Source organism: Idiomarina sp. H2, from assembly GCF_004364275.1.
GTDB lineage: Bacteria > Pseudomonadota > Gammaproteobacteria > Enterobacterales > Alteromonadaceae > Idiomarina > Idiomarina loihiensis.
The window spans coordinates 156,685-182,455 of the sequence record NZ_SNZY01000004.1 but is presented as its reverse complement, the minus strand read 5'-3'; the positions used below and the strand labels follow the sequence as shown (position 1 = coordinate 182,455).

Below are 25,771 nucleotides of genomic sequence, written 5' to 3'. Positions count from 1 at the left end.
AAACCAATCACAACGGGAGCAGGTTAACCTTTGCTCCCGTTCTTTAAGTCATAACAATGACAAATAGCCTGCCAAGCGTCTTCTGCACTATCCACAATCTGGAACAAATCTAAGTCGCATTCTGCAATAGTGCCTTCTTCTACCAGCAAATCGAAATCGATTGCCCGACGCCAAAATTCAGAGCCCACCAAAACAATAGGAACTGGCTCAGACTTTTTGGTTTGTACCAAGGTTAAGGTTTCGAATAACTCGTCGAGCGTTCCGAAGCCACCAGGAAAAGCAACTAACGCACGAGCTCGTTGCAGAAAGTGCATTTTTCGAATGGCAAAATAGTGAAACTGGAAGCAGTATTCAGGCGTTATATATGGGTTTGGACGTTGCTCATGAGGCAGTACAATATTCAGACCAATACTTTCTCCTCCGGCTTCCATCGCTCCTCGGTTCGCAGCTTCCATGATGCCGGGGCCACCACCACTGACAATCATCAGGTTTTCTTCATCGTGCTTAAGGTTGTGTTCAGTCGCAATACGTGAAAAGTCCATTGCCTGCTGATAGTAAGCACTATTTTTTAATGCCCGCTGGGCGCGCTTTAAGTTACCTTTTAAGCTGTCATTATCTGGTTCTTCTTCTAACGCCTGCTCGGCCATACGAGCATCGTGCTGCGCCTGTTCAGGCGATAAGAATCGAGCACTACCGAAGACAACGATGGTTGCGTCTATTTGATGCTTTTCCAGAGTTAACTGAGGCTTTAAATATTCCAGTTGCAAACGTACCGCACGCAAATCGTCCTGAAGTAAAAAATCATGATCGGCAAATGCCAGCTTATACGAACTTTGTCCTTCTATTTTTGCGATAGATTCTTCAGACTGCTTTGCTGAAATTAAGCGGCGTCGATGTAATTCATTTTCTGTCATGGGAAGTCCGTATACATGAATTTAATGGCAATCAATAGCGGCTAGTTTATCTTAAATACAAGGCAAAGCCTTTTGAATTATTCTTTCTCCAGCCGCATAGCAACCATACCGCTATTCTCTCCGGCTTCGTGAAAGCCAAGGCTTTTATAGAGTGACCGCGCCGGCGTATTTTCGGGGTATACATTCAACGTAATAAACCGCGTTTGCTGCTGCGCCCAGGCATTTCCCAGTAAGGCTTTTACAAACAACCGGCCCAGTCCTTTGCCTCTCACTTTCGGGTTAACAATAAGGCAGGCTATGTGAATACCGTTCTCGACTTTTTCATAAGCCTGGGCAAAACCAACCAGCTCTTCATTCTGGTAAAACGCAAAACTCCCGCGTTCGTTACCTTTAATCTGTTGCCAGATGGCCTCAGCCGGACTGCCATACCGAACTTTATCGCCAAACCACAGTCGGAACTCGGCGGCATTCTCGGGCCAGGTCAGCGCCACTTTTAACTCATTGATTTCAGCTTTCTTTAACATCGCTCTTCGTTTTAACAATGGGTTTCCAACGTAAATTAGCACAGAAGAAAACCTAACGTCGCGTTAGTTCACTAACTAAGGTAATGTAAGGCAAATAAAAAATGACCTCCTAAAAGATGCAACTAACGGCGCCATGCTAAGCAATACCAAACTGCACCAGCAACTCGCTTTACCCTTGATTATTCTCTCTCAATTACTGGGCACGTCCTTGTGGTTCAGCATTAACGGTGTCTGGCTTCCTTTATCGGCAGAGCATCACCTTAACGAAGCAGACTTAGGCGCTTATACCCTGGCTGTGCAGCTGGGCTTTATTATCGGAACTCTAACGCTGGCGTTAACCGGTTTTGCTGATCGTTACCGAGCCAGTCAGATATTTTTACTCTCGAGCATTGCCGGTGCGCTGGTTAATGCCCTATTTATTGTTGCAATTGATCACTCAACTCTCGGCTGGCTATTACGTTTCTTAACCGGACTTTGCCTGGCAGGAATTTACCCAATGGGAATGAAACTGGTGATATCCTGGGTTCCACGCTACGCTGGCAGTGCCCTTTCCTGGTTATTAGCCATGCTAACGCTCGGAACAGCGCTACCACATCTTATGCGTGGCATTACTCTGGACTTTTCCTGGGAAATTCCTCTTTTAACTTCGTCAATACTGGCATTGCTTGGCGGTTTATTAGTGGGCTGGCTTGGTAGTGGGCCTCATTTACCTAGCGTAGCGACACCCCACACGTTACGTTCCGGATTACGCGCATTAACCCAACCTAAGTTTCGCGCCATAGCAATAGGCTACTTTGGTCATGCCTGGGAACTCTACGCCTTTTGGATGCTGACACCCTTGTTGGTATTGCACCCATTAGCGACTCTCAACGTGCCGTTAGGCACAGTGCCCTGGCTGGCCTTTAGCATTATTGCTATTGGTAGCCTGGGCTGCATTGGCGGCGGTATCATGAGTAAAAAAATAGGCGGTTTACGCGTTGCCCGACTGGCTTTATTCAGTTCCGGTGCTATTTGCTTACTATACCCTTTAATGACAGCGCTTCCGGCAGGGTTTATTTTCGCTTTATTACTACTGTGGGGACTGACTGTTATCGCCGACTCCCCACAATTTTCGGCACTAGCCGCCCAGTTTGCGCCAAAGGAGAATATTGGCTCGGCACTGGCTATAATGAATGCCATTGGCTTTTCTTTAACACTACCGGCAATATGGCTAACCAGCAATTTGTGGTCTATACATAATGAATGGGTAACCTGGCTTTTACTGCCCGGCCCCGTTATTGGTTTATGGGCAATGCGTAAATTATCAGCATAGAGAAAAGACATGACGACAGAACGGAAAGACCAGCGTATCTACAAACACGGCATTTTCACCATTGTCGGGGTAATTGCTGCTTTAGCTCTTATTTTTCTTATTGCCAGGTTTGGCTAAGTGAGTACTCGCTACCCCTCACTCACCCTGCAATGTCAAAACTAAAGTACGGGCGCCACCATGATCTCTATGTTCACATAGGTATATACCTTGCCATGTTCCCATATTCAGACCACCTTCGGTAACCGGAACCGTCACGCTACTTCCCAGAATACTGGACTTTAAATGCGCGGGCATGTCGTCAGAACCTTCAAATGTATGCCGGTAATAGGGCGCATTCTCCGGTACCATTTCATTAAAGTGGCTTTCAAAATCCTGCCGCACTGTTGGATCAGCGTTTTCGTTGATGGTCAGGGACGCTGATGTGTGCTTTATAAATACGTGTAATAGCCCCACTTTAACCACGCCGAGTTGCGATAAAGCTTGCTCAACTTCATGAGTAATAAGGTGAAACCCTCGTGTTTTGGGCTTTAACTGAACTTCGGTCTGTTTAGTAAGCATATGTAAACCTATTTGCCGCTTATGAAAGCTTGCCATATGCTGACAGCATACAGAAAATAAAAGTATAACTTAAAGGAAGAATAACCATGCGATACTTAATTATAGTTTTTACCTTGCTATTCAGCAGCGCGGCTTTAGCGCAAGAGAGCGTAGAAGAGGCTACAACGAAAGCTGTTGAGGGCTTTCTTTATGGCGCCAGCATTAACGACCCTCAAGCTCACGACCGTTTCTGGGCAGATGAGTTAACTTATACCAGCTCCAGCGGTAATCGCTTCGATAAAGAGCACCTTATGTCCGGCGTGAAAAGCTCAAAAACCAAAAAACCGGAAAACGTCGAGGTTTGGTACGGTGCCGAAGATATCGAAGTAAAACAATTTGGTGACACGGTGGTTTTTAATTTCACACTAACCGCCGAAGAAGAAGGAAAAGTGACAAAATACTATTACAATACCGGCGTTCTTATTGAACGGGACGGTCGCTGGCAGGCTGTTAACTGGAACGCGACTGAAGTCCCTGAATAAAACCGATATAAACGCCGGGGGGTAGAAATGGCAAGAGCACACGCATTACATATTTTAGTTGAAACGAAAGATGAAGCCGAAAAACTAAAAGAGCAACTGGCCAAAGGCGCAAAGTTTGCTGAGCTTGCACGTAAGCATTCACTTTGCCCATCGGGCAAAAAAGGTGGTGACTTAGGCGAGTTTAACCGCGGACAAATGGTTCCTGCTTTTGACAAAGTAGTGTTCGGCAAGCCCACTCTTGAAGTGCATGGCCCGGTCAAAACCCAATTTGGCTGGCACTTAATTAAGACATTGTCTCGCAGTTAGCTGGCCGGGGCGGTGCTTGCCTCACCGTCCCACAACCATGTATCGCGGCCTTTATTCTTTGCCCGATATAATGCCTTATCGGCTCTCTCAAGACATTCATTAACGGTTTCATTTTCTGCAAGGCGCGCGCCGCCTATACTACAAGTTAACTGAGCCACAGGCTCAAAGCTTTTTTGTCTGACAGAGGAAAGTAAACGCTCACATAGTAATTGAGCATCTTTTACATTGGTTTGGGGACAGAAAATAACGAACTCCTCTCCCCCCCAACGGGCAACAACATCTGTAGCTCTCACTTCCTGACGCAGAACGTCGGCAAATTGCCGTAGAATTTCATCTCCTGCGCTGTGGCCAAACTCATCATTGACCTGCTTAAAATGATCAACATCGACAATCAACACGCAGGTTTCTCCCAGGTCTTCCACTCGTCTTTGCAGCTGCTGATTAAAGTGATGCCGATTATAAAGCTGAGTCAGAGGATCATGGCTTGAAGAATAGGAGAGTTCTTTATTGGATGCTTCCAATTGCCGACGCAACATTTCCAACTCATGATTCTGTTGCTGTAATTTCCAGTTCATTCGCCGCAACATTAAAAAATAAATAAACACTAAAACAAATACAATGCCCGTCACTGACGCGGCTTTCCAAAACAAGTGATAATCTGGTTCGTTCACTATTTTGACATTGCTCCAGCGCTGATAAATATCCATGCGGTGGCCATCATTAATTTCTTCTAACGCAGTATTTATTGCTGGCAACAAGTGTTCATATTGCTCAGTAACACCAACCCTTAAACGGTCTTCTAACAGAGCCCAACCCGCTATTTTTAAGTTATTAAGCTCGGCCGACTGGATGTAACTATTCGCAGATAAAATGGAAGTAATGGTAAGGTCGATATCCCCTTTCGATACCGCTATCAAAGCGTCCTTTTCATTATCCATAAGACGGAATTCTATAGCGGGATAATAGCGCTCCAGAAATTCCACCATCCGGTAGCCCCGGGGCATCCCCAGTTTACGTGCGCCAATGTTGTCGACATCTTGTAGAAAAGGCTGATTATCGGTTGATACCAGAACATTCGGCGCGGAAAAGTATACCTCACTGAATTTTAGATACTGGGAGCGACTCTCTGACGCGTTTAGTATGGGTACTAAGTGGCATTTCCCTTGCTGCAGAAATTCCAACGTTTCCAACCAGGTATTAGTTGGAACTAAACGAAAATCCACATTGAGTTTGTCCGCCAGAATGGCCAAGTAGTCGGATGAAATACCAACGTGTTTTCCATCACGAATAGCTTCGTAAGGCAGCCAGTCCGGGTCTACGCAATAATCAATCGCCTCTCGCTGAGCTCCATGGGCCACTTTACTTATGATAACAGGCAGCAATAAAGCAATAACAAGTAGCAGTGAGACTCGGCTGAGGGCTGTCCTGATTGTTAGCATAGTTCATTAGTTGTGATTATTATTTAGTCACCACTATAAATTGACTTAGGTCTTTATACCACTAATTTAACTGGGCTGACTCTAATCGTTTTTATCCGATTCAACGGCTTTCTCGTCTTCAGGTTTCACATAAATAGCAATGCCTTCTCCGGTTTTATCAGTCAACCCAAAAGCCTTACCCACACTCACTCCTAAGCCCAAGTTACCAGAGTATTTCCCGGCACCGGTGCCGACATAAACAGAGTTACCTTCTTTTTCACCCGTTTTTTGAAGCAAAATTCCATTCGCCCCAACTTTTGCAGCTTCCTGTTTCAGGCGCTTTAATACGGCATCCATTTTCGCCTGCTCACCAAAGCTCCATGAGGAATCGCTGGTTGCTTCAATTAAGGCTATTTCCTCGTAGTTCTCTGGCTTTTCTAAATAGACTTTTACCTGCTCAGCTGAAATTTCCGGACGAGCATCCCCAATAAGCACTGAAGAAGACGGCGACGCACAGCCAGCCATAAGTACCATCAAGGCAAAAACTAAACCATAAGAAATTTTCTGTTGCATAATACGACTCTCGCTTTCAATTCCATCCTTAATCAATAGCACAGAAGTGGAGGTTTCACTCAACTCTTTCAATATCTTTAAAGAGCCGCAAAATGGAAAGGCTGGCGGGATGAAATTAAATACGGTTCTAGGCACTGTCGAAGGCAACGTCGGTAAAACTCGCAACAACAGTATTTCTCCCATCAGCTTTCGCCTGATACAGGTTTTTATCTGCCGTTTGCAACAACTTTTCAGCCGTATATTCTTTTTCACTTGCTCGTGACGTAGCGACACCAATACTGACCGTAACACTAATATCTTCGAGTAAAGCTTCGTTATTAAGCTTCATTACTATTCGGTTGGCAATATGTTCAGCTTGCTGCGCATCGGTTTTAGGGCAAATAATCAGAAACTCCTCACCACCCCAACGACCAACCAGATCGCCATCGCGAGTCTCCTCTTTCATGATATGAGCAATAGCGACCAAAACTTTATCGCCAACTATGTGCCCATATTCGTCATTAATACGTTTGAAATGGTCGACATCTAGCAATAATATCGACGTAGAGTGTGAATCGCGTTTTGAGGCGGCCAGCAGCGTCTTTAAAGTATTATCTAAGTGCAGACGATTAAAAATACCAGTTAGAGGATCAGTTACCGAAGTTTTTTGCAGTTGCTCATAGGCTCTGCGTCTGGATCTTTCGTAATAGCGAAATATAAAAATTTGCGCTGTTGCCACTTCAATAAAGTTGAAAAACGCACCCAGGCTTAAGTTTCCAGGCAGCCCCTGCCCAAGCAGTTGATACAAAAACCAACTGCAATAAGCAAATACCGAACCAGTTACCCAACTGCCGGCCTTCGGTCCAAGCAAAAAGAATGCTATCGGAGGTAAAATAGTGACCCACAGGAGTGAATAATTCCGCCCTTCGGCTACATGAATAAAAGCAAGTAATACAAAGATTAAGGTTGCGGTCACCACCCAACCTGCAACTTTAAAGTTACCGCCCCGGCTTACGTATAAATAAATAGCGGCAGCTAACAAAAAACCTGAGAAATCGAAAACAGCAATATCAGCAGCATCGAAAAGCGTAATATTCAGCAAGCCAATTAAACCGAAGTAAATCAGCATGATAAGTAAAACACTATATATCAGCGATACCTGATGATACCGAGGATCATCAGCGCCAATAGTCGGGTGGTATTTCCGCCAGTATTTCATAAGAGTTTTTAGCCGCTTTTTTTCTATGCTAGCGCGGTTTTGTAAAGATTGGAATGTGTATACTGAACCTACGAACACAAAATAGCGTATTAGTCGCACAGGTAAAACCTGCTTAAAACAGTGGACAATGGCTTTGCTTACGCGCAACCATGTCAATATTAATATTTACAACAGCCGAGTCATATATTTGCAATGAATAAAACTGCGTTCGCCGACCTAGCCAAATATATGGACTTGCTATTAGACGCCATTTGCGTTGTTAATAAGCAACACCAATTCAGCTATTTAAGTCCAGGCTCAGCGCGTGTTTTCGGCTATGCACCTGAAGAAATGATTGGTCGCTCAATGTTTGACTTTATGCACCCCGATGACCATCAGGCAACATTGACTGTCGCGCAACAGATCAACGCAGGCGAACAGATTGTTCACTTTGAAAATCGCTATATACGTAAAGATGGCTCTATAGTCTATTTGCTGTGGTCGGCGCGTTGGTCGGAACGAGATCAGATGCGGGTCGGCGTTGCCCGCGACATTTCCGAACAAAAGCGATTAGAACATCAACGTGAGGCTTTAATATCGCGATTAGAACACATGGCACTGACAGACCCGTTAACTCAACTGCCCAACCGCGCCTTATTTTATGATCGAGTGAGCACATCGCAGAAGCGAGCTGAACGTGACGATGTCGGCTTGGGGTTATTATATCTGGATCTCGACAAATTCAAGCATATTAATGACGCCCATGGCCACGCAACCGGTGACCAGTTACTTAAGGGAGTTGCTGAGCGGATTGCGTCTTCAATTCGTGCAACCGACACAGTAGCGCGGCTAGGTGGCGATGAGTTTGTGGTACTTATTGATGCTATTCCGACAACAGATGAAGGAGTCAATATAGTGCGAGCGGTTGCTGACAAAATTCGTCAGGCAATGCAGACACCATTAATGCTTCCGCACGGAGAAGAGGTTATTACCGCCAGTATGGGAATGGCTCTGTGGCCTAAACATGGCGACACAGTGGATGCTTTAATAAACCACGCCGATCAGGCTATGTATCAGGCCAAACGCGATGGCGGGAATAGACTGAGTGAATAACAAATGTAAGCAGCGCATCACCGCCGAGTTAAAACGATGATGCGCTGAATTTAGATTGAGCTACTAAGAAGCTTTCGTTTCACTGATATAGTCGTTAACGAACTGCTCAAGAACATTAAGTGGCACCGGACCACTACCCAGCACAACATCATGGAATTCACGAATATCAAACTTGTCGCCAAGCTCTGATTTCGCTTTTTCACGCAATTCCAGAATTTTATTCATACCAATTTTATAGGCTGTTGCCTGACTCGGCATAACAATATGGCGCTCAACCATTTTCACAGCGTCTGCCTTCGCGTTCGGCGTATTGTTTACGTAGAAATCGATACCCTCTTCACGAGTCCACTTTTTATCATGGATGCCGGTATCGACAACCAAACGCACTGCACGCCACAATTCCATAGCTAAGCGACCAAAGTCTGAATATGGGTCTTCATACAGACCAATCTCTTTTGGAAGTTTCTCGGTATAAAGCCCCCAGCCTTCGGTATACGCCGTGTAACGGCCATACTTTCTGAAGCTAGGAATACCTTCCAGTTCCTGCGCCATCGCAATTTGCATATGGTGACCCGGAATGCCCTCGTGATAAGCCAAGGCTTCCATCTGGTAGGTTGGCATGGAGGCCATGTCATAAAGGTTGGCGTAGTAAATTCCCGGACGTGAACCGTCCATTGACGGCTGCTGATAGAAAGCTTTACCTGCAGATTTCTCGCGGAAAGGTTCCACCGCTTTTACCGTTAAGTCAGCTTTAGGCTTATTGAGGAACAGTTCGTCAAGACGTCCACGCATATTATCGATAATAGCCGTTGCTTCATCCAGATAACGCTTGCGACCCTCTTCGGTACTTGGATAGGTAAAATCGTCACTGTTGCGCATGTGCACAAAGAACTCCTGAAGCGTACCGTCAAAGCCAACTTCTTTCATAATGCCGCGCATTTCTTCGTGGATACGCTCTACTTCGTCCAGACCAATTTGATGAATTTCATCAGCAGTCAGATCAGTCGTGGTGGTGCGTTTTAATGCGTTATTGTAAAAAGCTTCGCCATCAGGAAATTTCCAGGCACCATCTTTGGTTGTCGCTTTTTCTGCAATGCCTTCTACTGCAGTAATTAAGTTTTCGTAGGCCGGTTTTACCGATTCCAGCATCGCTTTTTTAGCCGAATCTAAAAGCTCATCGCGCTGACTGTCATCAATATCTAAGCCTTCTATTTTCTTAGAAAAGTCTGCCCATAACGCGCTGGGTTCACCATCATCAAACGGTGCACCGGTAATGATATTTTCGCTGTCGCTAATCACGTAAGGGTAAACGAATTTAGGTGCGATAATGCCTTTTTCAGCACGCAGCTGGAGATTCTCAGCCAGTTGATCAAATAACTCAGGCAGGCCATTAAGACGCGCAATATAATCTTCTGCGTCATCGACTTCGCTAATACCGTGCTGATTAATTAACAACGACGCAACGCTGGAGTGCATACCGAACATTTGGTTAACCGGATAGTTATAGTGACGCCATTTAAAGTCAGCAATGTCGTTTTCCAGCTTCTGCTTCATCAACGTCCAGCTAATTTTAGTCTGCTCATTAAGCTTAGACTCATCAATAGCCATTACCCGTTCCAGCTGTGCTTTCTGAAACTCTAGATCTTCTTTTGCGCGCTCTTCAGAGATATCGTCCCATTTATCCTGGTCATCTTTAATACCAAGATAAGACTGATACATTGGGCTGCGCATGACCGTTTTCATGAAAATATCTTCAAACAGCTTATTCGCCTTTTCCGATTCGGTTTGCTCCGCATTTTGGGTAGCGTTTTCAGTCGTCGCGGTTTTCGACTCAGCAGTTGCCGTCGTCGCTTCTTCTTTGGAAGCATCAGAGCAGGCCGTTGTCATTAACACCAGCGAGACCGCCAGCGCTATCTTTTTATATTCAAACATGTGTTCTCTCCTGTAAGGTTTCTAAACTTAATATCTGTTGTAGCACAGTATGTCAACGCAGGCACGACCGCAGGGTAAATTGTTAAGGCAGGCAGCGGCTTATTGCAGTGTATGTTCCCGGCAAGCCTCAATTTGCGCTGCGAGCAAGGGCTCACCTATTACCGGTTCAAGTGCTAATTGCACTTTTGGGATCAGTGCCTGAAACTCCGCCAGCAAAACCTCTTCGCTTACGCTTTCATTAAATACAAGTGTCACCTTTAAGCTTTGCGGAAAGCGCCGATAATTAACCTCGTGCGTTAGCCAGATAAAGCCTTCATGATCAAACTTTGCGGCTTCGCACATTTGAGTCAGTTCGCGGATTATCTCGCGCTCAAGTTTTTTATCCGTTTTTCGCATACAACAAACCCTTTTATTCAAGCTGTGGATAGAAGCAATCTAATCGCCAAAATCGACATTTATTATGTATAGAAAATCCCATTTTCTATACATAATTAGCCTTTCATGTATAATATTTTCGATTATTTATATATATTCCGACTCAGATACACAGAAAAGGCCAAAATCTATATGCCAGCTTCGCCACCATTTCTTCCGTTGGAAAACATTGAGCAATGGGAAACACGAACAGTGCTCAAAAGAACAGCAGAAGCCCATCGTTTTCTGGCTGAACTTAAAGGTATTGCGGCCAGTATTCCCAATGAAGCAATTCTTATTAATACGCTCTCACTTCAAGAAGCAAAAGATAGCTCTGAAGTTGAAAACATTGTAACCACTCATGACGAACTCTTTAAAGCGAACCTGTTTGAGGATGCGCTGGTTAATCCTGCCACTAAAGAAGTTCAGGATTACGCTATTGCTTTGAAACAAGCTTTCGCAACCGTGCGAAAAACGAAGACTATTCGTTTGCATGATATTCTGGTCATACAACAGCATCTTGAGCATAACAACGCAGGATTGCGTCGTTTACCAGGAACCGAACTCAAAAATGTAAACACTGGCAAAATAGTTTACACACCACCACAAAAAGCTGATGAAATCTCCTCGTTGATGGACAACCTTGTTCAATACATCAATGACGACGAGCTCTGCGATGCCGATCCACTGGTAAAAATGGCAATTATCCATCATCAATTCGAGAGTATTCATCCGTTTTACGATGGCAATGGCCGGACAGGTCGTATCGTCAATATTTTGTATCTAGTAGCAAAGGATTTACTTAATCTTCCGGTGCTTTATCTGAGCCGCTTCATCACACAGCATAAAGCAGACTACTACCAGCAACTCCAAAGTGTGCGAGAAACGGGAAACTGGGAGCCCTGGCTTCTTTATATTCTAGACGGTGTAATTGATACAGCTAAAAACACAATCGCATTAATTTCAGAAATGAAGGTGTTGATGACAGACGTAAAACACCGCATGCGAGATCAGTTGCCTAAGATCTACCGGCAAGATCTGCTCAACAATATGTTTCACCACCCCTACACCAAAATCGAATTTGTCATTGATGAACTTGGGGTTACTCGCATTACGGCGACTAAATACCTAGAGCAACTCGTCGAGCACGGATTTTTGCAAAAACAGCGCATCGGGCGCGCAAATTATTATATTAATCAGCCGTTATGCGCTCTGCTCATGGTTCGCGGTTAACGACCTAAAAGAAACCGGTGAGTTAAACATACACGTTGGGCTCGCCTATTTCTGCGATAAAGCACCTAATTTATTTCAGCTTTTCTTTGAAGTGACCGATAACCACTTGTATAAGGCGCCAACGCATATTTTGATTGACTTAAACCTAATCTACAATCAATCTCAACATAATATTAACAGGGTTCAGGGTGGCTATGAATATCTCAAAAAAACTTACTCTGTCATTCTTCAGTACAGTGTTTCTGCCCATCGTCATTATATCGACCATTCTGATACTTCAAATTCGGGATCAAGCAGTAGAAGACTTTGAAACCACGACATCTCGCGAAGTTAAGCAAGTTGATAACGCCATTCAAATTCTATTCAGTGAAATAGAGCAAAACCTGAATTTCATCGCCCAGGAGCCACTGATTAATCAGGCTGTCCCTAATGCACGTTCCTATTTGTCGAACCCTGAAGGAACGCAAATGGACTCATTAAGTGAGTCTCAAGAAGAAGCTGCCGTATTTAATTTCTATACCCGCTTCGCTAAAACCCATCCGAGACTGGCCTATCTTTACTTAGGTACAGCCAACGGCGGCTACATTCAGTGGCCACAAGGCCCGCTCAGCAAAAACTACGACCCAAGAACTCGCCCATGGTACGAAGCCGCCATGCAGGGAGAAGGTGAAATAGTGCGAACCGATGCCTATTACTGGGCTGCGGACGACGCCGTTATCGTCTCAACGGTCAAAGCTTTGAAGCAAAATGGCAAGCTTGTCGGAGTACAAGGCATGGACGTGTCTTTAGCTCAATTGACCGATCTCATCGCCGACGTCAAGATTGGAGAGTCAGGCTATTTGATGCTTGTTGAGGACACCGGAACCGTTTTAGTTGATCCTAAATATTCTGACAATAATTTCAGTAATATTGACGATGTCTATGACGGAAACTTTGCCCAAATAAGCAAGCAGTCTGACCAAAACCAAGTCGGCCAGATTGTTATAGACAACGATAATTACTTAGTTAACACTTACACTTCCGAGAAACTCGGCTGGCAATTTATTGGCTTAGTGAAAGAAAGTGAAGTGATGAATAGCGCCAACCAGTTAACCTGGGTCATTGTTGCTGTCGGTATCATTCTGATTATTCTATTTACCTTGCTTGGCTGGTACTTATCTAAAGTCATATCAACTCCTATCGTAAACGTGTCGAATAAGCTGTCAGAGATAGCCGAGGGCGGCGGCGATCTGACGCAACGGATTGAAGTTTCAACCAACGACGAAACACGCGATCTTGCAGACAACTTTAACCAGTTCCTCCTGTCCATTAACCGACTGGTCAAAGACATTAATAATGCATCTCTTCAGGTCAGCGATAGCGCAGAAATTAATAAGCAGTTGTCGGAAGAAATCACCGACTCCGCAGGAAAGCAGCAACAGTCACTGGAGATGGCGTCGAGTGCCGTCGATGAAATGGCTTCTGCAGCAGACGAAGTCGCCGCCAGTTGTTCACGGGCGGCAGACTTGGCCCGGGAAACACAGGATTCTGCGAACAACGGCGTTCGTATTATTAAGGAAAACAATGACAGTGTTGCCGAGCTGCGCAACTCACTTGAACAAGCCGAAACCAACCTTCAGGCATTGCAGGAAGGCAGTGAGTCGATGGTCTCTATCATTAGAACGATTAGAGATATTTCAGAGCAGACCAATTTACTGGCACTTAACGCTGCCATTGAAGCCGCTCGCGCCGGTGAACAGGGACGCGGCTTTGCGGTCGTTGCAGACGAAGTGCGGGAATTATCGCGGCGAACCGCAGATTCAACCACTCAAATATCGGATCAACTCGAAAACTTCAAGAGCACCTCTCAGTCTATTGTTGATGTCATGAAAGCCAATATTGGGCGTTCTCAGCAAGCCGCGGATAAAGCCGATCAGGCACAAAGTGAGTTTTCGGGAATTGTGCAATCTATCGCTCACATTAGCGATCAAAACGCACAAATTGCGACCGCAGCCGAGGAACAACAATCGGTAGCGGAAGAAATTAGTCGAAATGTCAGTGAGATTAAAGGTTCCGCCGATACCATTGCTGATGTGGCGCAGCGTGCCAGTGATAGCAGTCAGTCGTTGGAGCAGCAATCAAGCGCTTTATCGACACTGGTTAGGAAGTTTAAGACAGACTAAGTGATGGGGGTGGGTGTTGCTAAGCTAATTGGAAACCTTATAACGCGTACTTCGCCCACCGCCTTCTGTTTTATACACCACCAGCCCCTGTGCAACTATATCCGTCAAATGACGCGTCGCCGTTGCTTTGCTCACTTTAGCCACCGACTTATACTGCGATGCATTAATGCCGTCCGCAAAATCACCATCCAACAACCGGTTAAGCACCTTTTGCTGATTTGGTTGAATATTCTTGTTCACGTGCCGAGCCCAGAATTTTGTCTTAGCAACAACTCGATCAATTTTTACTAGAGCAGCGTCAATAGCCTCGTCCAGTGTTTGTAAGAACCAAACAAGCCATGGCGTTATATCAGCCCCATGTTTCTGAGTGTATTCCAGTATGTCGTAATAACCCGTACGATTTGCCAGAATCGCTTCGGACATCGCAAATAACCGAATACTTTGCCTGTCCGCCTGAGCCAGAGCTCTGTCGGTAAGCGCTCGAGTTATGCGCCCGTTACCATCCTCAAATGGGTGTATTGTCACAAACCACAAATGGGCAATAGCAGCACGTAACAAAGGGTCGTAGTGCGAGTCCTGCTGCGTTTCGTTGTACCAATTAACAAAGCTTTCGAGCTCTGTTTCTATATTGGCTCTTGGTGGGGCTTCAAAATGAACGGTCGGCCGTGTAATAGGCCCAGAAAAATTTGCATAGGTGCTTCACCGCGCAAAACGCCAGGCTCTACTTTTTGTATAAGTGATTCATGATGTTCAAACAACCACCTATGCCAGTTTAGTAGCCTTTCTAAGTTAATTGTCTCATCCAGGTCTGTTACTGCAGAGCGCATTAAACTGGCTAACCCTTCCGACGAACCATCTGTCTTTACCGGTGATTTGTCATTGATACCAAGTTGCCGAGCTAAGGAGGAGCGCACCGCGTACACATCGACTTTTTCACTCTCTATCGCCGACAATGCAACAATATTTGCCAGAAGCGTATCCAGACTAAACTCAGCGTTATTTTCAACCAGTGCAGATTTGCCCTTTAGTTGACCAAGACGATCGTAAACACCACGTAACAAAGGCGCCAGCTGTTGTTGCTGCCACACCATGTTCGGCCAATTTTTATGTTGCCAAAGCCACGCGGTCATACTTGTTGATTGCCTTATTTTGCTTGCGTCGTAAGCTGAATAGCAAACTTATTCGGCTCATATAATGAGCCAAATAGTAGGTGTATTCGACTCATTCTCCAAACTCGGGTACTTGTGTATTCTTTATCGACTAAAGCCAGTACGGAACCACATCGACTAAAAGGCTACCGGCGATTAGAAACATTACCGCACTGATTAATGCATTAATAATACGCCACGTTTTTGGTTTATTCAGTTTACTAGCGAGCTTTTTTGCAACAAATACTAGTGTATAAAACCACGTTGCGGAGGCACTTAAAGCTCCGGCCACGAACCACGGTCTATTGACTTGCTCAAGGCCAGCAGTAACACCGCCAACCAGAACAACAGTGTCTATATATACGTGTGGGTTTAAAAATGTCATTGCAAAAGCCATCAATAATGTGCTTTTAAGCGAGGTTCTTTTGCTTTCACTCTCGTCTATCGATAATCGACTTTCACCTTTTATTGCAGCTTTTAGCGCATTACTTCCATACCAAATTAAGAAAATAGCGCCCGCTAAGCTCAGCATTTGCCCCCAGATGCTTTCAATCGAAAATAACGCGCCAACGCCAAACACGCCCGCACCAATAAGTAGAATATCGCCAACAAAGCAAACGGTCGCCGCTGCAAACGGATGATTATTCGTTAGCCCGGTTTTTAACAGAAAGGCGTTCTGGCTACCAATTGCGATAATCAATCCACCAGAAATTACGGCCCCCATAACGAATACACTGACAAACTCAAACATTATCACTTCCTGCGTTGTTCTAATCGTTTAAGTCAACGATAATGGAAATTATCGTCAGTTTAATATAAAGAAACAAATAGTCAATATAATGACCGATAAAGATAAAACAGCTATTAACGAAGCTATCGCAAAACGCGTTTACACCTTTCGTAAGCAATACGGAATGTCCCTTGATGAGCTGGCTAAAAATGCCGAAATCAGCAAGGGGATGCTAGTGCAAATAGAAAAAGGGCGTGCAAACCCAAGCATCGGAATTCTATGTAAATTAGCCAATGCACTTGCCGTTTCTGTGGCGGATATCGTAGCTGTATCAGACGACCCGAAAGTAACGATTCGACAGCCTCAGGACATTCCGACACTCTGGAATGGTGATCATGGGGGGACTGCTCGACTGCTTGCAGGTTCAAAGGGCACAATCATGATCGAGTTATGGCGATGGTCTATGTTTCCCAAAGAACAATTTGTATCTGAGGCGCACTCTAAAGAAACCATTGAACTCATTCACGTTGAGGGAGGTTGTTTAGACGTTTTGGTGAATGGAGAAACTTATACTTTATCGGCAGGTGACTCAATGACCGCCGAAATGGACGTTGCGCACACCTACCAAAACAGCACTAACGAACCCGTTCACTTCACAATGACGGTCTACGAAAAGTCGAGGTAGAGGTCTCTTTGCCAACTTCCTGTTGAAATTTTAACCACTCACCCCCACTTATTAATTTAAGGCAAGGAGCTGGCTCGTACCTCGCTGATACATTGGTCGAAATTCCCACGAGGACTATCACATGGCAAAGACTACAAGCGGCAAAAAGAAGGTTCACGTTCCTGCGTACACCAAAAAAGATGGCACGAAGGTTCCCGAGCACTACCGTTCTACGCCGAACTAAAGCTATCAGGGGCAGTTTGCAGTCGCCCCTTCCTTAATCCCATTAAATAGCAAATCTAATACAAGGAAGGGCAATGATTAAAGTCATAATCAACGAGCAAGACCGAGTTTGGGATAGCAGCCAAGCAGGGTGGCTTAATAGCACTATCAACGATCTTCAGAAAGATGGAATTCCACTCTGTGTTCGGGTTTCAATCCAATATGGCGATATCAATGTCGGTTTATCCGCAGGTAGTTGTTCTAGTAGCTCCAGTGCTGTCAGACCACCGAACTCGCGTGAACGGGAGCTAATTAAATCTTGGAACGAAATGGCTGTCGATGAAACCCCACTAAATAGCGGTAAAATTGTTTCACTCTTGAATAGGGTAAAACGTCAGTGAATCTTGCCCATAATCGCAAACCAACTGACTCATTAGGTGAAAGGGATGTCATTCTTTGATTTAAAAGGAACCGGAGAACTGCACTGCGATAAGACGAAGCGTATCGTTGAAGTTGATTTAGTCATTCAAGCAGTTAATGGGCGCACACGTATTCATTACTCATTGGTTGATATTAACGAACCGTTCGACTTACATGATTTTTCGTTTACTGCGCATAACCCTTCGTTGAAGAATGTAAAAATCGAGAGCGCCGCCGGAACACTATCAGCCGACCACCTTGCAAACGTTCACTTAAACTATCTGTCCTCGTTTAACGAAAACGAACCGTTGTTAATTACCCAACTTGCCAATATGCCAGGGAAGCGACATACATTAACGCTTGAAGCAGGATACCTTACCTTAAGCAGTTCCAACTTAGCATTTGACTTTGAACCATCATCGGAGCGTATCACCGGCTTCCAGTTGATGTTTATTGGGTCAGCCCAAAATATAAAAGCGTTTCGAACAAGTATCGTTATTGGTAACCAGATAGTAAAGATTCAATCTTACGGCAATACACACCCGTCGTTAGCGGGAATCATCGTTGTTGACGCTAAAGGAAAAATTTCAATTGAGCATCAGGAGATACTTAGCCTCACTTTAGAACTGTACCTTCGTCAAAAAGTTAGCTTTTTAGCTGAGCTGAGTACGAACAAAGCACTTCTGAACATTGTAGACCATTCGACAGTGAGCTTTAGTGCGCTAAATACAAACGCCAGCTATTCACTTATTCATATAAAAGCGTTTATTGCAAAACATCCCGAGTCTCGAACCTATCTGCGATTTCTAACTGAAATGGCGGGAAACAGCGGAACTATTGATGATCGACTTTTAAATGGCTTCGTGGCTCTTGAAGCCTTGTTTGAAGGGAAAAAATTACAAGAAGATAAAATCAGTCGACGCTTAAGTATATCAAGAGTTACAGCCAAATTTATTATAGAGCTCCGTAACACGTTTTTTCATGATGGACGGAGCATCAAAGACACACTGGACTTTCTACTTGAGCAAAAGTTAAAGCACCCACAAGCTCCAATAATTCCACTTCTACAAGCGTTAATTCAACGAGAAGATGCGAGTTGGATTGTATATAGTAGCTTCGCTGACTTAATGTACACGCACTTTGCTACTTTGGTAGGCCTCGATCCAGAAACAATTAGGCAATGGTCTGAGGTAGATCTTCGAGACGATAGTTGGTTTCAAAAACTAGAGGTGCAGAAAGGACAAAGGCCCTTTTCGGAGCCTTAATTCATAGCTACCACTGTTTGGGTAGTCTCAAATGACTGATGCCTAAGCAGAGTAGGAACAATGATAAATCTTCACATTACCGCTCTCGCGATCAAGTTGAGTTAAGTCGAGCCGGTGAAAACCGGCTCGATACATCATGTCTCCATTTATCCATGAGCTTTTTGTAATTCCCTAGTCAAAACTCTCAATGCGGCTTGTTTCTTGGCCTGCTATAAACAAATCCTTTACAGCCCAAGTAGCCAATGTATTAATAGGTGAACTAGTCAAAAGCGTGAACATCTAAGCTATAATAGTGAATTAATTTTTCGGGCAAATTAGCAATCCCTTAATAATAGGCGAGCGAAGTCATGGTTGAAGCACTGGTAAACCCAAGCATTTTAGCGTGGGCTCGCGAACGGGCAGGGTTTGCTGTGTCTGAAATAGCTAAAAAATTAGACCTTAAGCAAGAGAAAGTAGAAGCTTGGGAGAAAGGCGATAAGAAACCAACATTTCGCCAGGCTCAGCGCTTTGCCGATAAAACCTACATTCCTTTTGGTTATTTATTCTTAAATGAGCCACCAAAAGAGGAACTGCCGATACCTGACTTGCGAACTATTGGCGATCATCCCATTGGGGAATTCAGTCTTGCGCTTAAAGATACCATCAGAGGCTCTTTCGAACGGTTGGAGTGGTACAAAGATTTTTGCCGCGAGCAAGAGTTACCACGTGTAAATTGGATTGGTGGTACATCAATTAACAGTTTTGAAAACGCTTTAGCTAATCTGAACAACTTACTGGGCAATGCCATAGGCCAACGCCCACGAGAGTTCCATAATTACTACGCAGAGCTAAGAAAAGAAATTGAGGATCTGGGCGTACTTGTTATGCGTAACAGCGTGGTGGAAAGCAATACTCACCGCCCGTTAAACCGAGATGAGTTTCGTGGTTTTGCTATCTCTGATGACTACGCGCCAGTCATTTTTATTAATGCAGCGGATACACCTCAGGCACAAATTTTCACGCTAATGCACGAATTTGTGCACCTTTTGATTAATGAGTCTGGTGTATCTGATTTAAGTCACCGAAACGAAAACAAAATTGAGAAGTTCTGTAACCGAGTTGCAGCCGAGTTTCTGGTTCCCACCACTGAACTTACTCAGTTATGGAACAATAACCTTGATGACTGGAAGCATAACTTACCAGACTTAGCTTCTCATTTTCATGTGAGTCATTGGGTTGTTGCTCGCCGGGCATTAGAAGCCGGGTTTATAAGCGAGCAGCAATACTGGGAACATTACAGCAAAATTCTTGCGGCTCTGAAAAAAGACAAAGAAAAGCAGAAAGAGAAAGACGGCGGCCCTACTTACTATCGAATGGTAAATACTCGATACAGTAAAAGGTTAGCCAAAGCTGTTGCCAGTGAAGCGTTAAGCGGTCGTATGCTGTTAAGAGATGCTCAGCGGCTTATTGGCATCCACCCGAGCAAGTTGAAGTCTTTTGCGAAAAAGGAACTTAGCTTTTGATTTACTTGCTGGATGCAAACTCCTTCATACAAGCCAAAAATTTGCACTATAGAATGGAAGTTGTTCCAGGCTTTTGGGAATGGCTGTTAAAAGTCCATGAGACTGCCGATATTCGAAGTATCGATCATGTCTACGATGAGCTGACTAAGAGTAATAATGACCCTGATGAACTTCATAAATGGTCAACAGCACATAAAGCGTTCTTCAAAGATTCAACATCCATTCAAATACAGCAGATATACGGTGACATCGCCAACCACGTTGCGGCACATCCCGTCTATTCCCAAGCAGAAGTTCAACGTTTTTTGGGTGGTGCAGACCCCTGGCTAATAGCTGCAGCGAGAGCCTTAGGTGGAATTATTGTTACCCATGAAGTTATCGTTCCTGAAACCAGCAGAAAAGTGAAAATACCCAATATCGCTCGAGAGTTTGATGTTGAATGGATGGATGTTTTTGACTTGTTGGAGTTAACGGAAGATAGGCTAGTTTTAGAAAATTAAAGCTTATCGTTTTTAGAGATCTCACCTGCGGTAGAACCGCAGGCTACGTCAAAACACATTATTCCAAGTTCTGGATCTGCTCACGCATCTGTTCAATCAAAACCTTTAATTCCACCGCAGCCGCGGTAATGTCAGAGTTGATAGACTTAGAGGCGAGTGTATTTGCTTCGCGGTTGAACTCTTGCATCATAAAGTCCAGGCGCCGTCCGCAAGGGCCGCCTTTTTTCAATATTTTGCGGGCTTCTTCCACGTGGGCGTCTAAGCGGTCGAGCTCTTCGGCTACGTCGGTTTTTTGCGCCAGCATGACCATTTCCTGTTCAACGCGTTGCGGGTCAAGCTCGACTTTCGCTTCTTCAAAGCGGGTTAGTAAGCGCTCACGTTGCCATGCCATGACTTCTGGCATACGTTCTCGCACAAAAGCTACCTGTCTGGTCACTCCGTCTAAGCGCTCCTGCAGCATTTTATCAATGGCTGCGCCTTCACTTTTGCGGTTCTCAATAAAGTCGTTGGTGGTCTTTTCCAACGCAGCCAAAACGTCTTTTTGCAGCTCATCCATGTCCTGGTCCTGAGCAGCAACCACGCCTGGCCATTTGAGAACGTCAATAGGGTTCAACTGCCCGGCAGCGGAATGCTGACTCACCCACTTGGCACTGGCAATCACGCTTTTTGCCAGGTCTTCGTTAATCGACAAGGCACTTTGCTGGGCTTCATCTACCTGCAGGCTAAGCTTGCACTCAACTTTGCCGCGCTGCAGCTTTTTACGAAACTGCTCACGTAGTGAATTTTCCAGAGAGCGAAAGGTTTCCGGCAGGCGGAAGTAGGTTTCCAGATACCGTTGGTTAACGGAACGTATTTCCCAAACCGCGGTGCCCCAGTCGGCTTTTTGCTCGTAACGAGCATAGCCAGTCATACTTTGAATCATGTCGGTTCCTTTAAAACGAATCGTTTCTGTTACCGCTTTGCGTGTTTCTCGCGGTTCTTTTGTTTCTGTTCGGCGTTCTTTTTCATCATTATGTAGGCTGCGCCGCGGCCACCATGCGGTCGCTGTGCGCTATGAAACGCCAGTACAGGTTCCAGCTCGCGCAGCCACTTATTCACGTAACTTTTTATCAGTGCCGGATGCGGCTTTGTGTGCTTGCCCATGCCGTGGATGATTAAAGCCGTACGTACTCCGGCTGCATGGCAGTCTTTCACAAAATTAAACAGTGCCGTGCGTGCCTCCGCCAATGTATGGTGGTGCAGGTTCAGACTGGCTTCCATGCTGTAACGCCCTTGTTTCAGACGTTTGAAAACGCCAGCCTGAACACCATCGCGATGAAACTCAATAACGTCATCGGGCCCGACTAAATCCACATACTCGGTCGATAAAAAATTTTCGTTTTCAGCTTCTTCCGCCTCAGCGGCGCGGCGACGCTCTTTTTGCGCCAGCGTTGGTTCAAAAGCCTGCTTAATATCGGCAACTTCTTCACCCGCCAAAGGCGTTACGTCAGTCATTTCCTGACGAAATAACTCAAATTCTTCATCATCTGAACGCGACATACTGCCTCCCGCTCATATTCTTTTGCTCGGTCTAGTGTAATACGTTGCTGCGCGAATCGCGATCCATTAATCGTCCAATTCTGCTACAATTGCGCCCAATTTCATACATTGCGACATTCACTCAGTAAGGAGATGACATGCGTCCAAGTGGCCGTACGGCACAACAAATTCGACCGGTAACCATTACCCGTAACTTTACCAAACACGCAGAGGGCTCTGTTTTAATTGAGTTTGGTGAAACTAAAGTGCTTTGTAATGCGTCGGTAGAACGTGGCGTTCCGCGTTTTTTAAAAGGTAAAGGCCAGGGTTGGGTTACCGCTGAATACAGCATGTTGCCACGCGCAACTCATACCCGTTCTGCCCGCGAAGCGTCCCGCGGTAAGCAAGGCGGTCGTACCTTAGAAATTCAACGTTTGATAGGCCGTTCACTGCGTACCTGCATCGACATGAGCGCCTTAGGTGAACACACCATTACTATCGACTGTGACGTGATTCAGGCTGACGGTGGCACTCGTACGGCCTCTATTACCGGAGCTTGTGTCGCCTTAGTTGACGCGCTTAACTGGATGCGTGGCCAGGGCATGGTCAAAGTAAACCCGTTAAAAGAAATGGTCGCGGCTATTTCAGTGGGTATTTTAGACGGCGAGCCGATTAGCGATCTGGAATACACTGAAGACTCAAAAGCCGATACCGATATGAACATAGTCATGACAGAAGCCGGCAAGTTTATCGAAATTCAGGGCACAGCCGAGGGCGAAGCCTTCAGCCTGGAAGAAATGAATAACCTGGTTGATATGGCACGTCACAGCATTCGCGAGTTAATTGATATTCAGAAACAAGCTTTAGCATAAATTTGGTGTAACAGTAGGTGAGGAACCCTTCAGCAATGAAAGCGTATCAAAAAGAGTTTATTGAGTTTGCCATAGAGCGTGGCGTATTAAAGTTTGGTGAGTTTACCTTAAAGTCCGGCCGCACCAGCCCCTACTTTTTTAATGCCGGGCTGTTTAATAAAGGGTCTGACCTGGCTCGCTTAGGCCGCTTTTATGCCGCCGCGCTGGTCGACTCCGGTATCGATTTTGATGTGCTTTTTGGCCCGGCCTACAAAGGCATTCCAATTGCCACCGCCACAGCCGTTGCTTTATACGACCACCATCAGCAGGACACCCCATATTGCTTTAACCGTAAAGAAAAGAAAGACCACGGCGAAGGCGGTAACCTGGTGGGCTCTGCGCTGGAAGGCAAAGTGATGCTGGTGGATGACGTAATTACCGCAGGCACAGCTATTCGTGAAGCCATGGAGATTGTCGAAGCCAACGGCGCAGAATTGTCCGGTGTTCTGATTGCTCTGGATCGTCAGGAAAAAGGCAAAGGCGAACTATCGGCGATTCAGGAAGTTGAGCGTGATTTTAATGCCCAGGTGGTTAGCATTGTAAGCTTGAATGATGTCATCAACTTTTTGAAAGATGACGACACTTTTAACGAATATCTTCCCAAAGTTGAAGCGTATCGCGCCGAGTTCGGCGTCGCCTGATACGAATGTGCGTAGCCTGACGTTTACGTCAGGTCCAATATCTCACCTGACATGAATGTCAGGCTACCAGGAAAACGGCAATAAGTGATTGCCGTTTTCATTCACGCCAGGTGGAATATCGGGGAATAAGAGTGCGCCTGACGGTTGCGAGGGGTCTTGTGGAGGTGTGCAGCGCCGTGGATGGCGCTGCTCAAGTCCTACAAGGATGTATTCACGGGCGTCCTCCAAAAGACTCCTCGTAACCTCAGCACTCGCTTTCCCAGTTTCCCAGCCGCTACAGCTTTTCCTGTGGCTGCCAGGCAATACCAATGCTGCCGTTTACAATCTGGCATTCGCCACCTGAAGACTGCACGCGACTGGATTCCCCGCGCTGTGCAATTAGGCGGAAGTCTTTATTTAGCAAGCTAACCTGCTTACGCTCGCCACACAAAATGCGCATAGAATCGATTAAGCCACGATCACTGAGAAAGTTTGTTGTTGGCTCTTCCTGAACAACATCATCGCCTTTCGCAAACTCGGCGGTTTGTAATCCATACGGAGAGATAACCCCCGATGCTCCGGCGACCAGATAATGAAACGTAGCAGCTACGGCATTATCGGTTCCTTGTGCATCTTCCACCATAAACGCACCACGCTCACCAATAATGTTGAAAGCGCCGCTTTCTAAATTCACTTCCATTGCGGTGTTTTCGTCAATACCAATAGATAATGGTGTGGAACTCGCAGCCGCCAGACGCATTAAGCGCCCCTGCCGCCCGCGCTCAGAAAACTCAGTATCCAATGTGGCATAGTGAAACAAACTTAAGCCGCCCAGCGGATGGTAAGTCAGGCTATCAGGTCCAACATTCGGCGGACAGGTGGTGTCTAAATTGCAACCAAATGGAGGAGGATCGGAAGCAATCGCTCCCTCTTTTATGGCCTGAGCGGTTGTGCCATTAGAAATCATAGGCTTAGAAGTCATAACCGCAGTGCCGGCACCCGTTCCGCCAATAACCACTTCCTTTTGTTGCACAGCTGCAATAATCGTCTTCAGCACATCGCCGGGTTCATTATTCGCCTTAATAAAGGTTGAACGAGTCAGGTTCTGATCACCATCATTAAAAAACAGTCCATCGGCATCGGCCAGCATCTCTGCGGCCGCATCAGAATCTTTGCAAAAAGCGACTTGCTCCTGATACCGGTCTTTATGCACCCGGTCACGTTCATAAGCACCTAATTGCTTTTGCTGAATTTTTGCCAGTTCATCGCAACGACCTTCCCGCTGAGCTTTTACTACAGCAGAATCCAGTGGCAGCCAATGCACTTCTGCTCCCAGCTGTTCAAATACACTATTGTAAAAATCTATCTTATCGTACGGATTACGTGATGCAGAGGTCAGGAAATACACCTTTGGCTTCCGTTCATCTCCGGCAACTGACTGCGCCATTTCAACAAAGCGCTGAAAAATTGCTTTTGACTCACCTTTGAGGTTTTCATCCAGATTAACCACTTCACGTGCGGAATCCGGAACCGGTAGCTCAATTAAGTCAATAATCCGGTTCCACTCAGCATCTGACAACGAGTTATAAAGCTGTTGTGTCGCCCGCCGGGTAAACTCACGCAGAAAAACGCGCTCAGGAACAATGTCTTCTTTTAAACGCTCGTGAATTAATTCCAGCGCATCAGCAACTTTTTTGCGAGTTTCTTCACGGTAACTAGGCCAAACCGACTCTGCCGTTGCTCTCGAACGAAATTTTTTCGACAGGTTTAAATACCTGTCGGTGCGCATCGTTTCCTTATCAATCCAGTCAACGTCATCACAGTTATCCGACGCGAAACTGGAACAGGCCGTCAGACCGCCACCAGCCAACAATAAATGTCGGTATGTATCGTCATCGGCAGCATTTGACGGCGCCGCAAAAGCTGATGACAATGCCGCCAAAGAGAGCAAGGAAAACAACGACTTAACCATAAATAAAACCCCTAGTTACCGACGGCTTTCACCGCTAGAATATTTCAACTAACAAAATCAACAGGCTGCAACGCTAGAGCGTTAACAACCCAACTGTCAAATATAGGACAATAGATTAACGCATTTATTATAGACAGACCTA

The 25,771-nt window shown here is 45.5% G+C and carries 25 protein-coding genes and 1 pseudogene; 13 read left to right on the top strand and 13 right to left on the bottom strand.

The features are described 5' to 3' along the window. Window positions 1-23: 23 nt before the first annotated feature. Both DET62_RS06865 and DET62_RS06860 read right to left on the bottom strand, forming a co-directional pair. Window positions 24-914, bottom strand: coding sequence for a TIGR00730 family Rossman fold protein (locus DET62_RS06865; protein ID WP_110013456.1), 891 nt, complete (start codon window positions 912-914; stop codon window positions 24-26). A 77-nt stretch (window positions 915-991) separates the two neighbouring features. Beyond that, window positions 992-1,438, bottom strand: a complete 447-nt coding sequence (locus DET62_RS06860) for a GNAT family N-acetyltransferase (protein WP_110013457.1) — start codon at window positions 1,436-1,438, stop codon at window positions 992-994. 133 nt (window positions 1,439-1,571) lie between these two features. On the opposite strand from DET62_RS06860, the gene DET62_RS06855 reads away from it, so the two are divergent. Continuing rightward, a complete protein-coding gene (locus tag DET62_RS06855) occupies window positions 1,572-2,750 on the top strand; it encodes an MFS transporter (protein ID WP_110013458.1) in 1,179 nt (392 codons plus the stop codon). Window positions 2,751-2,885: 135 nt separating this feature from the next. Here DET62_RS06855 and DET62_RS06850 read toward each other — a convergent pair whose 3' ends face one another. After that, window positions 2,886-3,308 (bottom strand): secondary thiamine-phosphate synthase enzyme YjbQ, encoded by a 423-nt coding sequence (locus tag DET62_RS06850; protein WP_110013541.1) that lies wholly within the window; start codon window positions 3,306-3,308, stop codon window positions 2,886-2,888. A gap of 86 nt (window positions 3,309-3,394) precedes the next feature. Between DET62_RS06850 and DET62_RS06845 the strand changes: the two genes are divergently transcribed. Continuing rightward, window positions 3,395-3,829, top strand: coding sequence for a nuclear transport factor 2 family protein (locus DET62_RS06845; RefSeq protein ID WP_110013459.1), 435 nt, complete (start codon window positions 3,395-3,397; stop codon window positions 3,827-3,829). Between the two features lie 27 nt (window positions 3,830-3,856). After that, a complete protein-coding gene (locus tag DET62_RS06840) occupies window positions 3,857-4,135 on the top strand; it encodes a peptidylprolyl isomerase (RefSeq protein WP_110013460.1) in 279 nt (92 codons plus the stop codon). Here the strand turns inward: DET62_RS06840 and DET62_RS06835 are convergent. From DET62_RS06835 to DET62_RS06825, 3 genes are all read right to left on the bottom strand, one after another. Next, window positions 4,132-5,574: a diguanylate cyclase gene (locus tag DET62_RS06835; protein ID WP_110013461.1), complete on the bottom strand. Its 1,443-nt coding sequence runs from the start codon at window positions 5,572-5,574 to the stop codon at window positions 4,132-4,134. The genes DET62_RS06840 and DET62_RS06835 overlap by 4 nt on opposite strands. Before the next feature lie 81 nt (window positions 5,575-5,655). Further along, window positions 5,656-6,126, bottom strand: coding sequence for a hypothetical protein (locus DET62_RS06830; RefSeq protein WP_110013542.1), 471 nt, complete (start codon window positions 6,124-6,126; stop codon window positions 5,656-5,658). A gap of 127 nt (window positions 6,127-6,253) precedes the next feature. Then, window positions 6,254-7,324 (bottom strand): GGDEF domain-containing protein, encoded by a 1,071-nt coding sequence (locus tag DET62_RS06825; RefSeq protein WP_110013462.1) that lies wholly within the window; start codon window positions 7,322-7,324, stop codon window positions 6,254-6,256. A 192-nt stretch (window positions 7,325-7,516) separates the two neighbouring features. Here DET62_RS06825 and DET62_RS06820 point away from each other — a divergent pair, with 192 nt between their 5' ends. Then, window positions 7,517-8,416, top strand: a complete 900-nt coding sequence (locus DET62_RS06820) for a sensor domain-containing diguanylate cyclase (protein WP_110013463.1) — start codon at window positions 7,517-7,519, stop codon at window positions 8,414-8,416. Between the two features lie 63 nt (window positions 8,417-8,479). Here DET62_RS06820 and DET62_RS06815 read toward each other — a convergent pair whose 3' ends face one another. After that, window positions 8,480-10,348 (bottom strand): DUF885 domain-containing protein, encoded by a 1,869-nt coding sequence (locus tag DET62_RS06815; RefSeq protein ID WP_110013464.1) that lies wholly within the window; start codon window positions 10,346-10,348, stop codon window positions 8,480-8,482. A 99-nt stretch (window positions 10,349-10,447) separates the two neighbouring features. Further along, window positions 10,448-10,744, bottom strand: a complete 297-nt coding sequence (locus DET62_RS06810) for a hypothetical protein (RefSeq protein ID WP_110013465.1) — start codon at window positions 10,742-10,744, stop codon at window positions 10,448-10,450. Between the two features lie 171 nt (window positions 10,745-10,915). Here DET62_RS06810 and DET62_RS06805 point away from each other — a divergent pair, with 171 nt between their 5' ends. Together DET62_RS06805 and DET62_RS06800 are read left to right on the top strand one after the other, a co-directional pair. Beyond that, window positions 10,916-11,995: a Fic family protein gene (locus tag DET62_RS06805; protein WP_110013466.1), complete on the top strand. Its 1,080-nt coding sequence runs from the start codon at window positions 10,916-10,918 to the stop codon at window positions 11,993-11,995. A 194-nt stretch (window positions 11,996-12,189) separates the two neighbouring features. After that, window positions 12,190-14,157 (top strand): methyl-accepting chemotaxis protein, encoded by a 1,968-nt coding sequence (locus tag DET62_RS06800; protein ID WP_110013467.1) that lies wholly within the window; start codon window positions 12,190-12,192, stop codon window positions 14,155-14,157. A 24-nt stretch (window positions 14,158-14,181) separates the two neighbouring features. Here the strand turns inward: DET62_RS06800 and DET62_RS06795 are convergent. Together DET62_RS06795 and DET62_RS06790 are read right to left on the bottom strand one after the other, a co-directional pair. Continuing rightward, window positions 14,182-15,287: pseudogene (locus DET62_RS06795) on the bottom strand (Fic family protein). Between the two features lie 130 nt (window positions 15,288-15,417). Continuing rightward, window positions 15,418-16,056, bottom strand: coding sequence for a LysE/ArgO family amino acid transporter (locus tag DET62_RS06790; RefSeq protein WP_110013468.1), 639 nt, complete (start codon window positions 16,054-16,056; stop codon window positions 15,418-15,420). 88 nt (window positions 16,057-16,144) lie between these two features. Here DET62_RS06790 and DET62_RS06785 point away from each other — a divergent pair, with 88 nt between their 5' ends. The 5 genes from DET62_RS06785 (at window position 16,145) to DET62_RS06765 (ending at window position 20,608) form a co-directional block, all read left to right on the top strand. Further along, window positions 16,145-16,720, top strand: a complete 576-nt coding sequence (locus DET62_RS06785; RefSeq protein ID WP_110013469.1) for an XRE family transcriptional regulator — start codon at window positions 16,145-16,147, stop codon at window positions 16,718-16,720. 296 nt (window positions 16,721-17,016) lie between these two features. Next, on the top strand, window positions 17,017-17,322 hold the full coding sequence (locus tag DET62_RS06780; RefSeq protein WP_110013470.1) for a hypothetical protein: 306 nt from the start codon (window positions 17,017-17,019) through the stop codon (window positions 17,320-17,322). 45 nt (window positions 17,323-17,367) lie between these two features. Beyond that, the gene (locus tag DET62_RS06775) at window positions 17,368-18,606 is read left to right on the top strand and encodes a hypothetical protein (RefSeq protein ID WP_110013471.1); all 1,239 of its coding nucleotides are present in this window, start codon (window positions 17,368-17,370) and stop codon (window positions 18,604-18,606) included. A 347-nt stretch (window positions 18,607-18,953) separates the two neighbouring features. Beyond that, window positions 18,954-20,108: an XRE family transcriptional regulator gene (locus tag DET62_RS06770; protein ID WP_110013472.1), complete on the top strand. Its 1,155-nt coding sequence runs from the start codon at window positions 18,954-18,956 to the stop codon at window positions 20,106-20,108. Further along, complete coding sequence (locus DET62_RS06765; protein WP_110013473.1) at window positions 20,105-20,608, top strand: DUF4411 family protein; 504 nt, start codon at window positions 20,105-20,107, stop codon at window positions 20,606-20,608. The genes DET62_RS06770 and DET62_RS06765 overlap by 4 nt, the downstream gene beginning before the upstream one ends. A 58-nt stretch (window positions 20,609-20,666) precedes the next feature. Here the strand turns inward: DET62_RS06765 and DET62_RS06760 are convergent, their stop codons facing one another. After that, complete coding sequence (locus tag DET62_RS06760) at window positions 20,667-21,530, bottom strand: YicC/YloC family endoribonuclease (protein ID WP_110013474.1); 864 nt, start codon at window positions 21,528-21,530, stop codon at window positions 20,667-20,669. 29 nt (window positions 21,531-21,559) lie between these two features. Next, window positions 21,560-22,147 (bottom strand): DNA endonuclease SmrA, encoded by a 588-nt coding sequence (gene smrA, locus DET62_RS06755; RefSeq protein WP_110013475.1) that lies wholly within the window; start codon window positions 22,145-22,147, stop codon window positions 21,560-21,562. A 137-nt stretch (window positions 22,148-22,284) separates the two neighbouring features. Here smrA and rph point away from each other — a divergent pair, with 137 nt between their 5' ends. Both rph and pyrE read left to right on the top strand, forming a co-directional pair. Next, a complete protein-coding gene (gene rph / locus DET62_RS06750) occupies window positions 22,285-22,998 on the top strand; it encodes a ribonuclease PH (protein ID WP_110013476.1) in 714 nt (237 codons plus the stop codon). A gap of 35 nt (window positions 22,999-23,033) precedes the next feature. Then, a complete protein-coding gene (gene pyrE / locus DET62_RS06745; RefSeq protein WP_110013477.1) occupies window positions 23,034-23,678 on the top strand; it encodes an orotate phosphoribosyltransferase in 645 nt (214 codons plus the stop codon). A 274-nt stretch (window positions 23,679-23,952) separates the two neighbouring features. Here pyrE and DET62_RS06740 read toward each other — a convergent pair whose 3' ends face one another. After that, window positions 23,953-25,629 (bottom strand): cyanophycinase, encoded by a 1,677-nt coding sequence (locus tag DET62_RS06740; RefSeq protein WP_011235653.1) that lies wholly within the window; start codon window positions 25,627-25,629, stop codon window positions 23,953-23,955. Between the last annotated feature and the right edge of the window lie 142 nt (window positions 25,630-25,771).

Excerpts from the sequence above, each read along its gene's own strand:
- DET62_RS06810 (WP_110013465.1), bottom strand. The coding sequence starts at position 10,744 with ATGCGAAAAACGGATAAAAAACTTGAGCGCGAGATAATCCGCGAACTG.
- DET62_RS06865 (WP_110013456.1), bottom strand. The coding sequence starts at position 914 with ATGACAGAAAATGAATTACATCGACGCCGCTTAATTTCAGCAAAGCAG.
- DET62_RS06740 (WP_011235653.1), bottom strand. The coding sequence starts at position 25,629 with ATGGTTAAGTCGTTGTTTTCCTTGCTCTCTTTGGCGGCATTGTCATCA.
- DET62_RS06800 (WP_110013467.1), top strand. The coding sequence starts at position 12,190 with ATGAATATCTCAAAAAAACTTACTCTGTCATTCTTCAGTACAGTGTTT.
- DET62_RS06840 (WP_110013460.1), top strand. The coding sequence starts at position 3,857 with ATGGCAAGAGCACACGCATTACATATTTTAGTTGAAACGAAAGATGAA.
- DET62_RS06855 (WP_110013458.1), top strand. The coding sequence starts at position 1,572 with ATGCTAAGCAATACCAAACTGCACCAGCAACTCGCTTTACCCTTGATT.
- DET62_RS06790 (WP_110013468.1), bottom strand. The coding sequence starts at position 16,056 with ATGTTTGAGTTTGTCAGTGTATTCGTTATGGGGGCCGTAATTTCTGGT.
- DET62_RS06830 (WP_110013542.1), bottom strand. The coding sequence starts at position 6,126 with ATGCAACAGAAAATTTCTTATGGTTTAGTTTTTGCCTTGATGGTACTT.
- DET62_RS06820 (WP_110013463.1), top strand. The coding sequence starts at position 7,517 with ATGAATAAAACTGCGTTCGCCGACCTAGCCAAATATATGGACTTGCTA.
- DET62_RS06850 (WP_110013541.1), bottom strand. The coding sequence starts at position 3,308 with ATGCTTACTAAACAGACCGAAGTTCAGTTAAAGCCCAAAACACGAGGG.
- DET62_RS06775 (WP_110013471.1), top strand. The coding sequence starts at position 17,368 with ATGTCATTCTTTGATTTAAAAGGAACCGGAGAACTGCACTGCGATAAG.
- DET62_RS06780 (WP_110013470.1), top strand. The coding sequence starts at position 17,017 with ATGATTAAAGTCATAATCAACGAGCAAGACCGAGTTTGGGATAGCAGC.
- DET62_RS06815 (WP_110013464.1), bottom strand. The coding sequence starts at position 10,348 with ATGTTTGAATATAAAAAGATAGCGCTGGCGGTCTCGCTGGTGTTAATG.
- DET62_RS06825 (WP_110013462.1), bottom strand. The coding sequence starts at position 7,324 with ATGAAATACTGGCGGAAATACCACCCGACTATTGGCGCTGATGATCCT.
- DET62_RS06805 (WP_110013466.1), top strand. The coding sequence starts at position 10,916 with ATGCCAGCTTCGCCACCATTTCTTCCGTTGGAAAACATTGAGCAATGG.
- DET62_RS06835 (WP_110013461.1), bottom strand. The coding sequence starts at position 5,574 with ATGCTAACAATCAGGACAGCCCTCAGCCGAGTCTCACTGCTACTTGTT.
- DET62_RS06785 (WP_110013469.1), top strand. The coding sequence starts at position 16,145 with ATGACCGATAAAGATAAAACAGCTATTAACGAAGCTATCGCAAAACGC.
- DET62_RS06860 (WP_110013457.1), bottom strand. The coding sequence starts at position 1,438 with ATGTTAAAGAAAGCTGAAATCAATGAGTTAAAAGTGGCGCTGACCTGG.
- pyrE (WP_110013477.1), top strand. The coding sequence starts at position 23,034 with ATGAAAGCGTATCAAAAAGAGTTTATTGAGTTTGCCATAGAGCGTGGC.
- DET62_RS06760 (WP_110013474.1), bottom strand. The coding sequence starts at position 21,530 with ATGATTCAAAGTATGACTGGCTATGCTCGTTACGAGCAAAAAGCCGAC.
- rph (WP_110013476.1), top strand. The coding sequence starts at position 22,285 with ATGCGTCCAAGTGGCCGTACGGCACAACAAATTCGACCGGTAACCATT.
- DET62_RS06770 (WP_110013472.1), top strand. The coding sequence starts at position 18,954 with ATGGTTGAAGCACTGGTAAACCCAAGCATTTTAGCGTGGGCTCGCGAA.
- smrA (WP_110013475.1), bottom strand. The coding sequence starts at position 22,147 with ATGTCGCGTTCAGATGATGAAGAATTTGAGTTATTTCGTCAGGAAATG.
- DET62_RS06845 (WP_110013459.1), top strand. The coding sequence starts at position 3,395 with ATGCGATACTTAATTATAGTTTTTACCTTGCTATTCAGCAGCGCGGCT.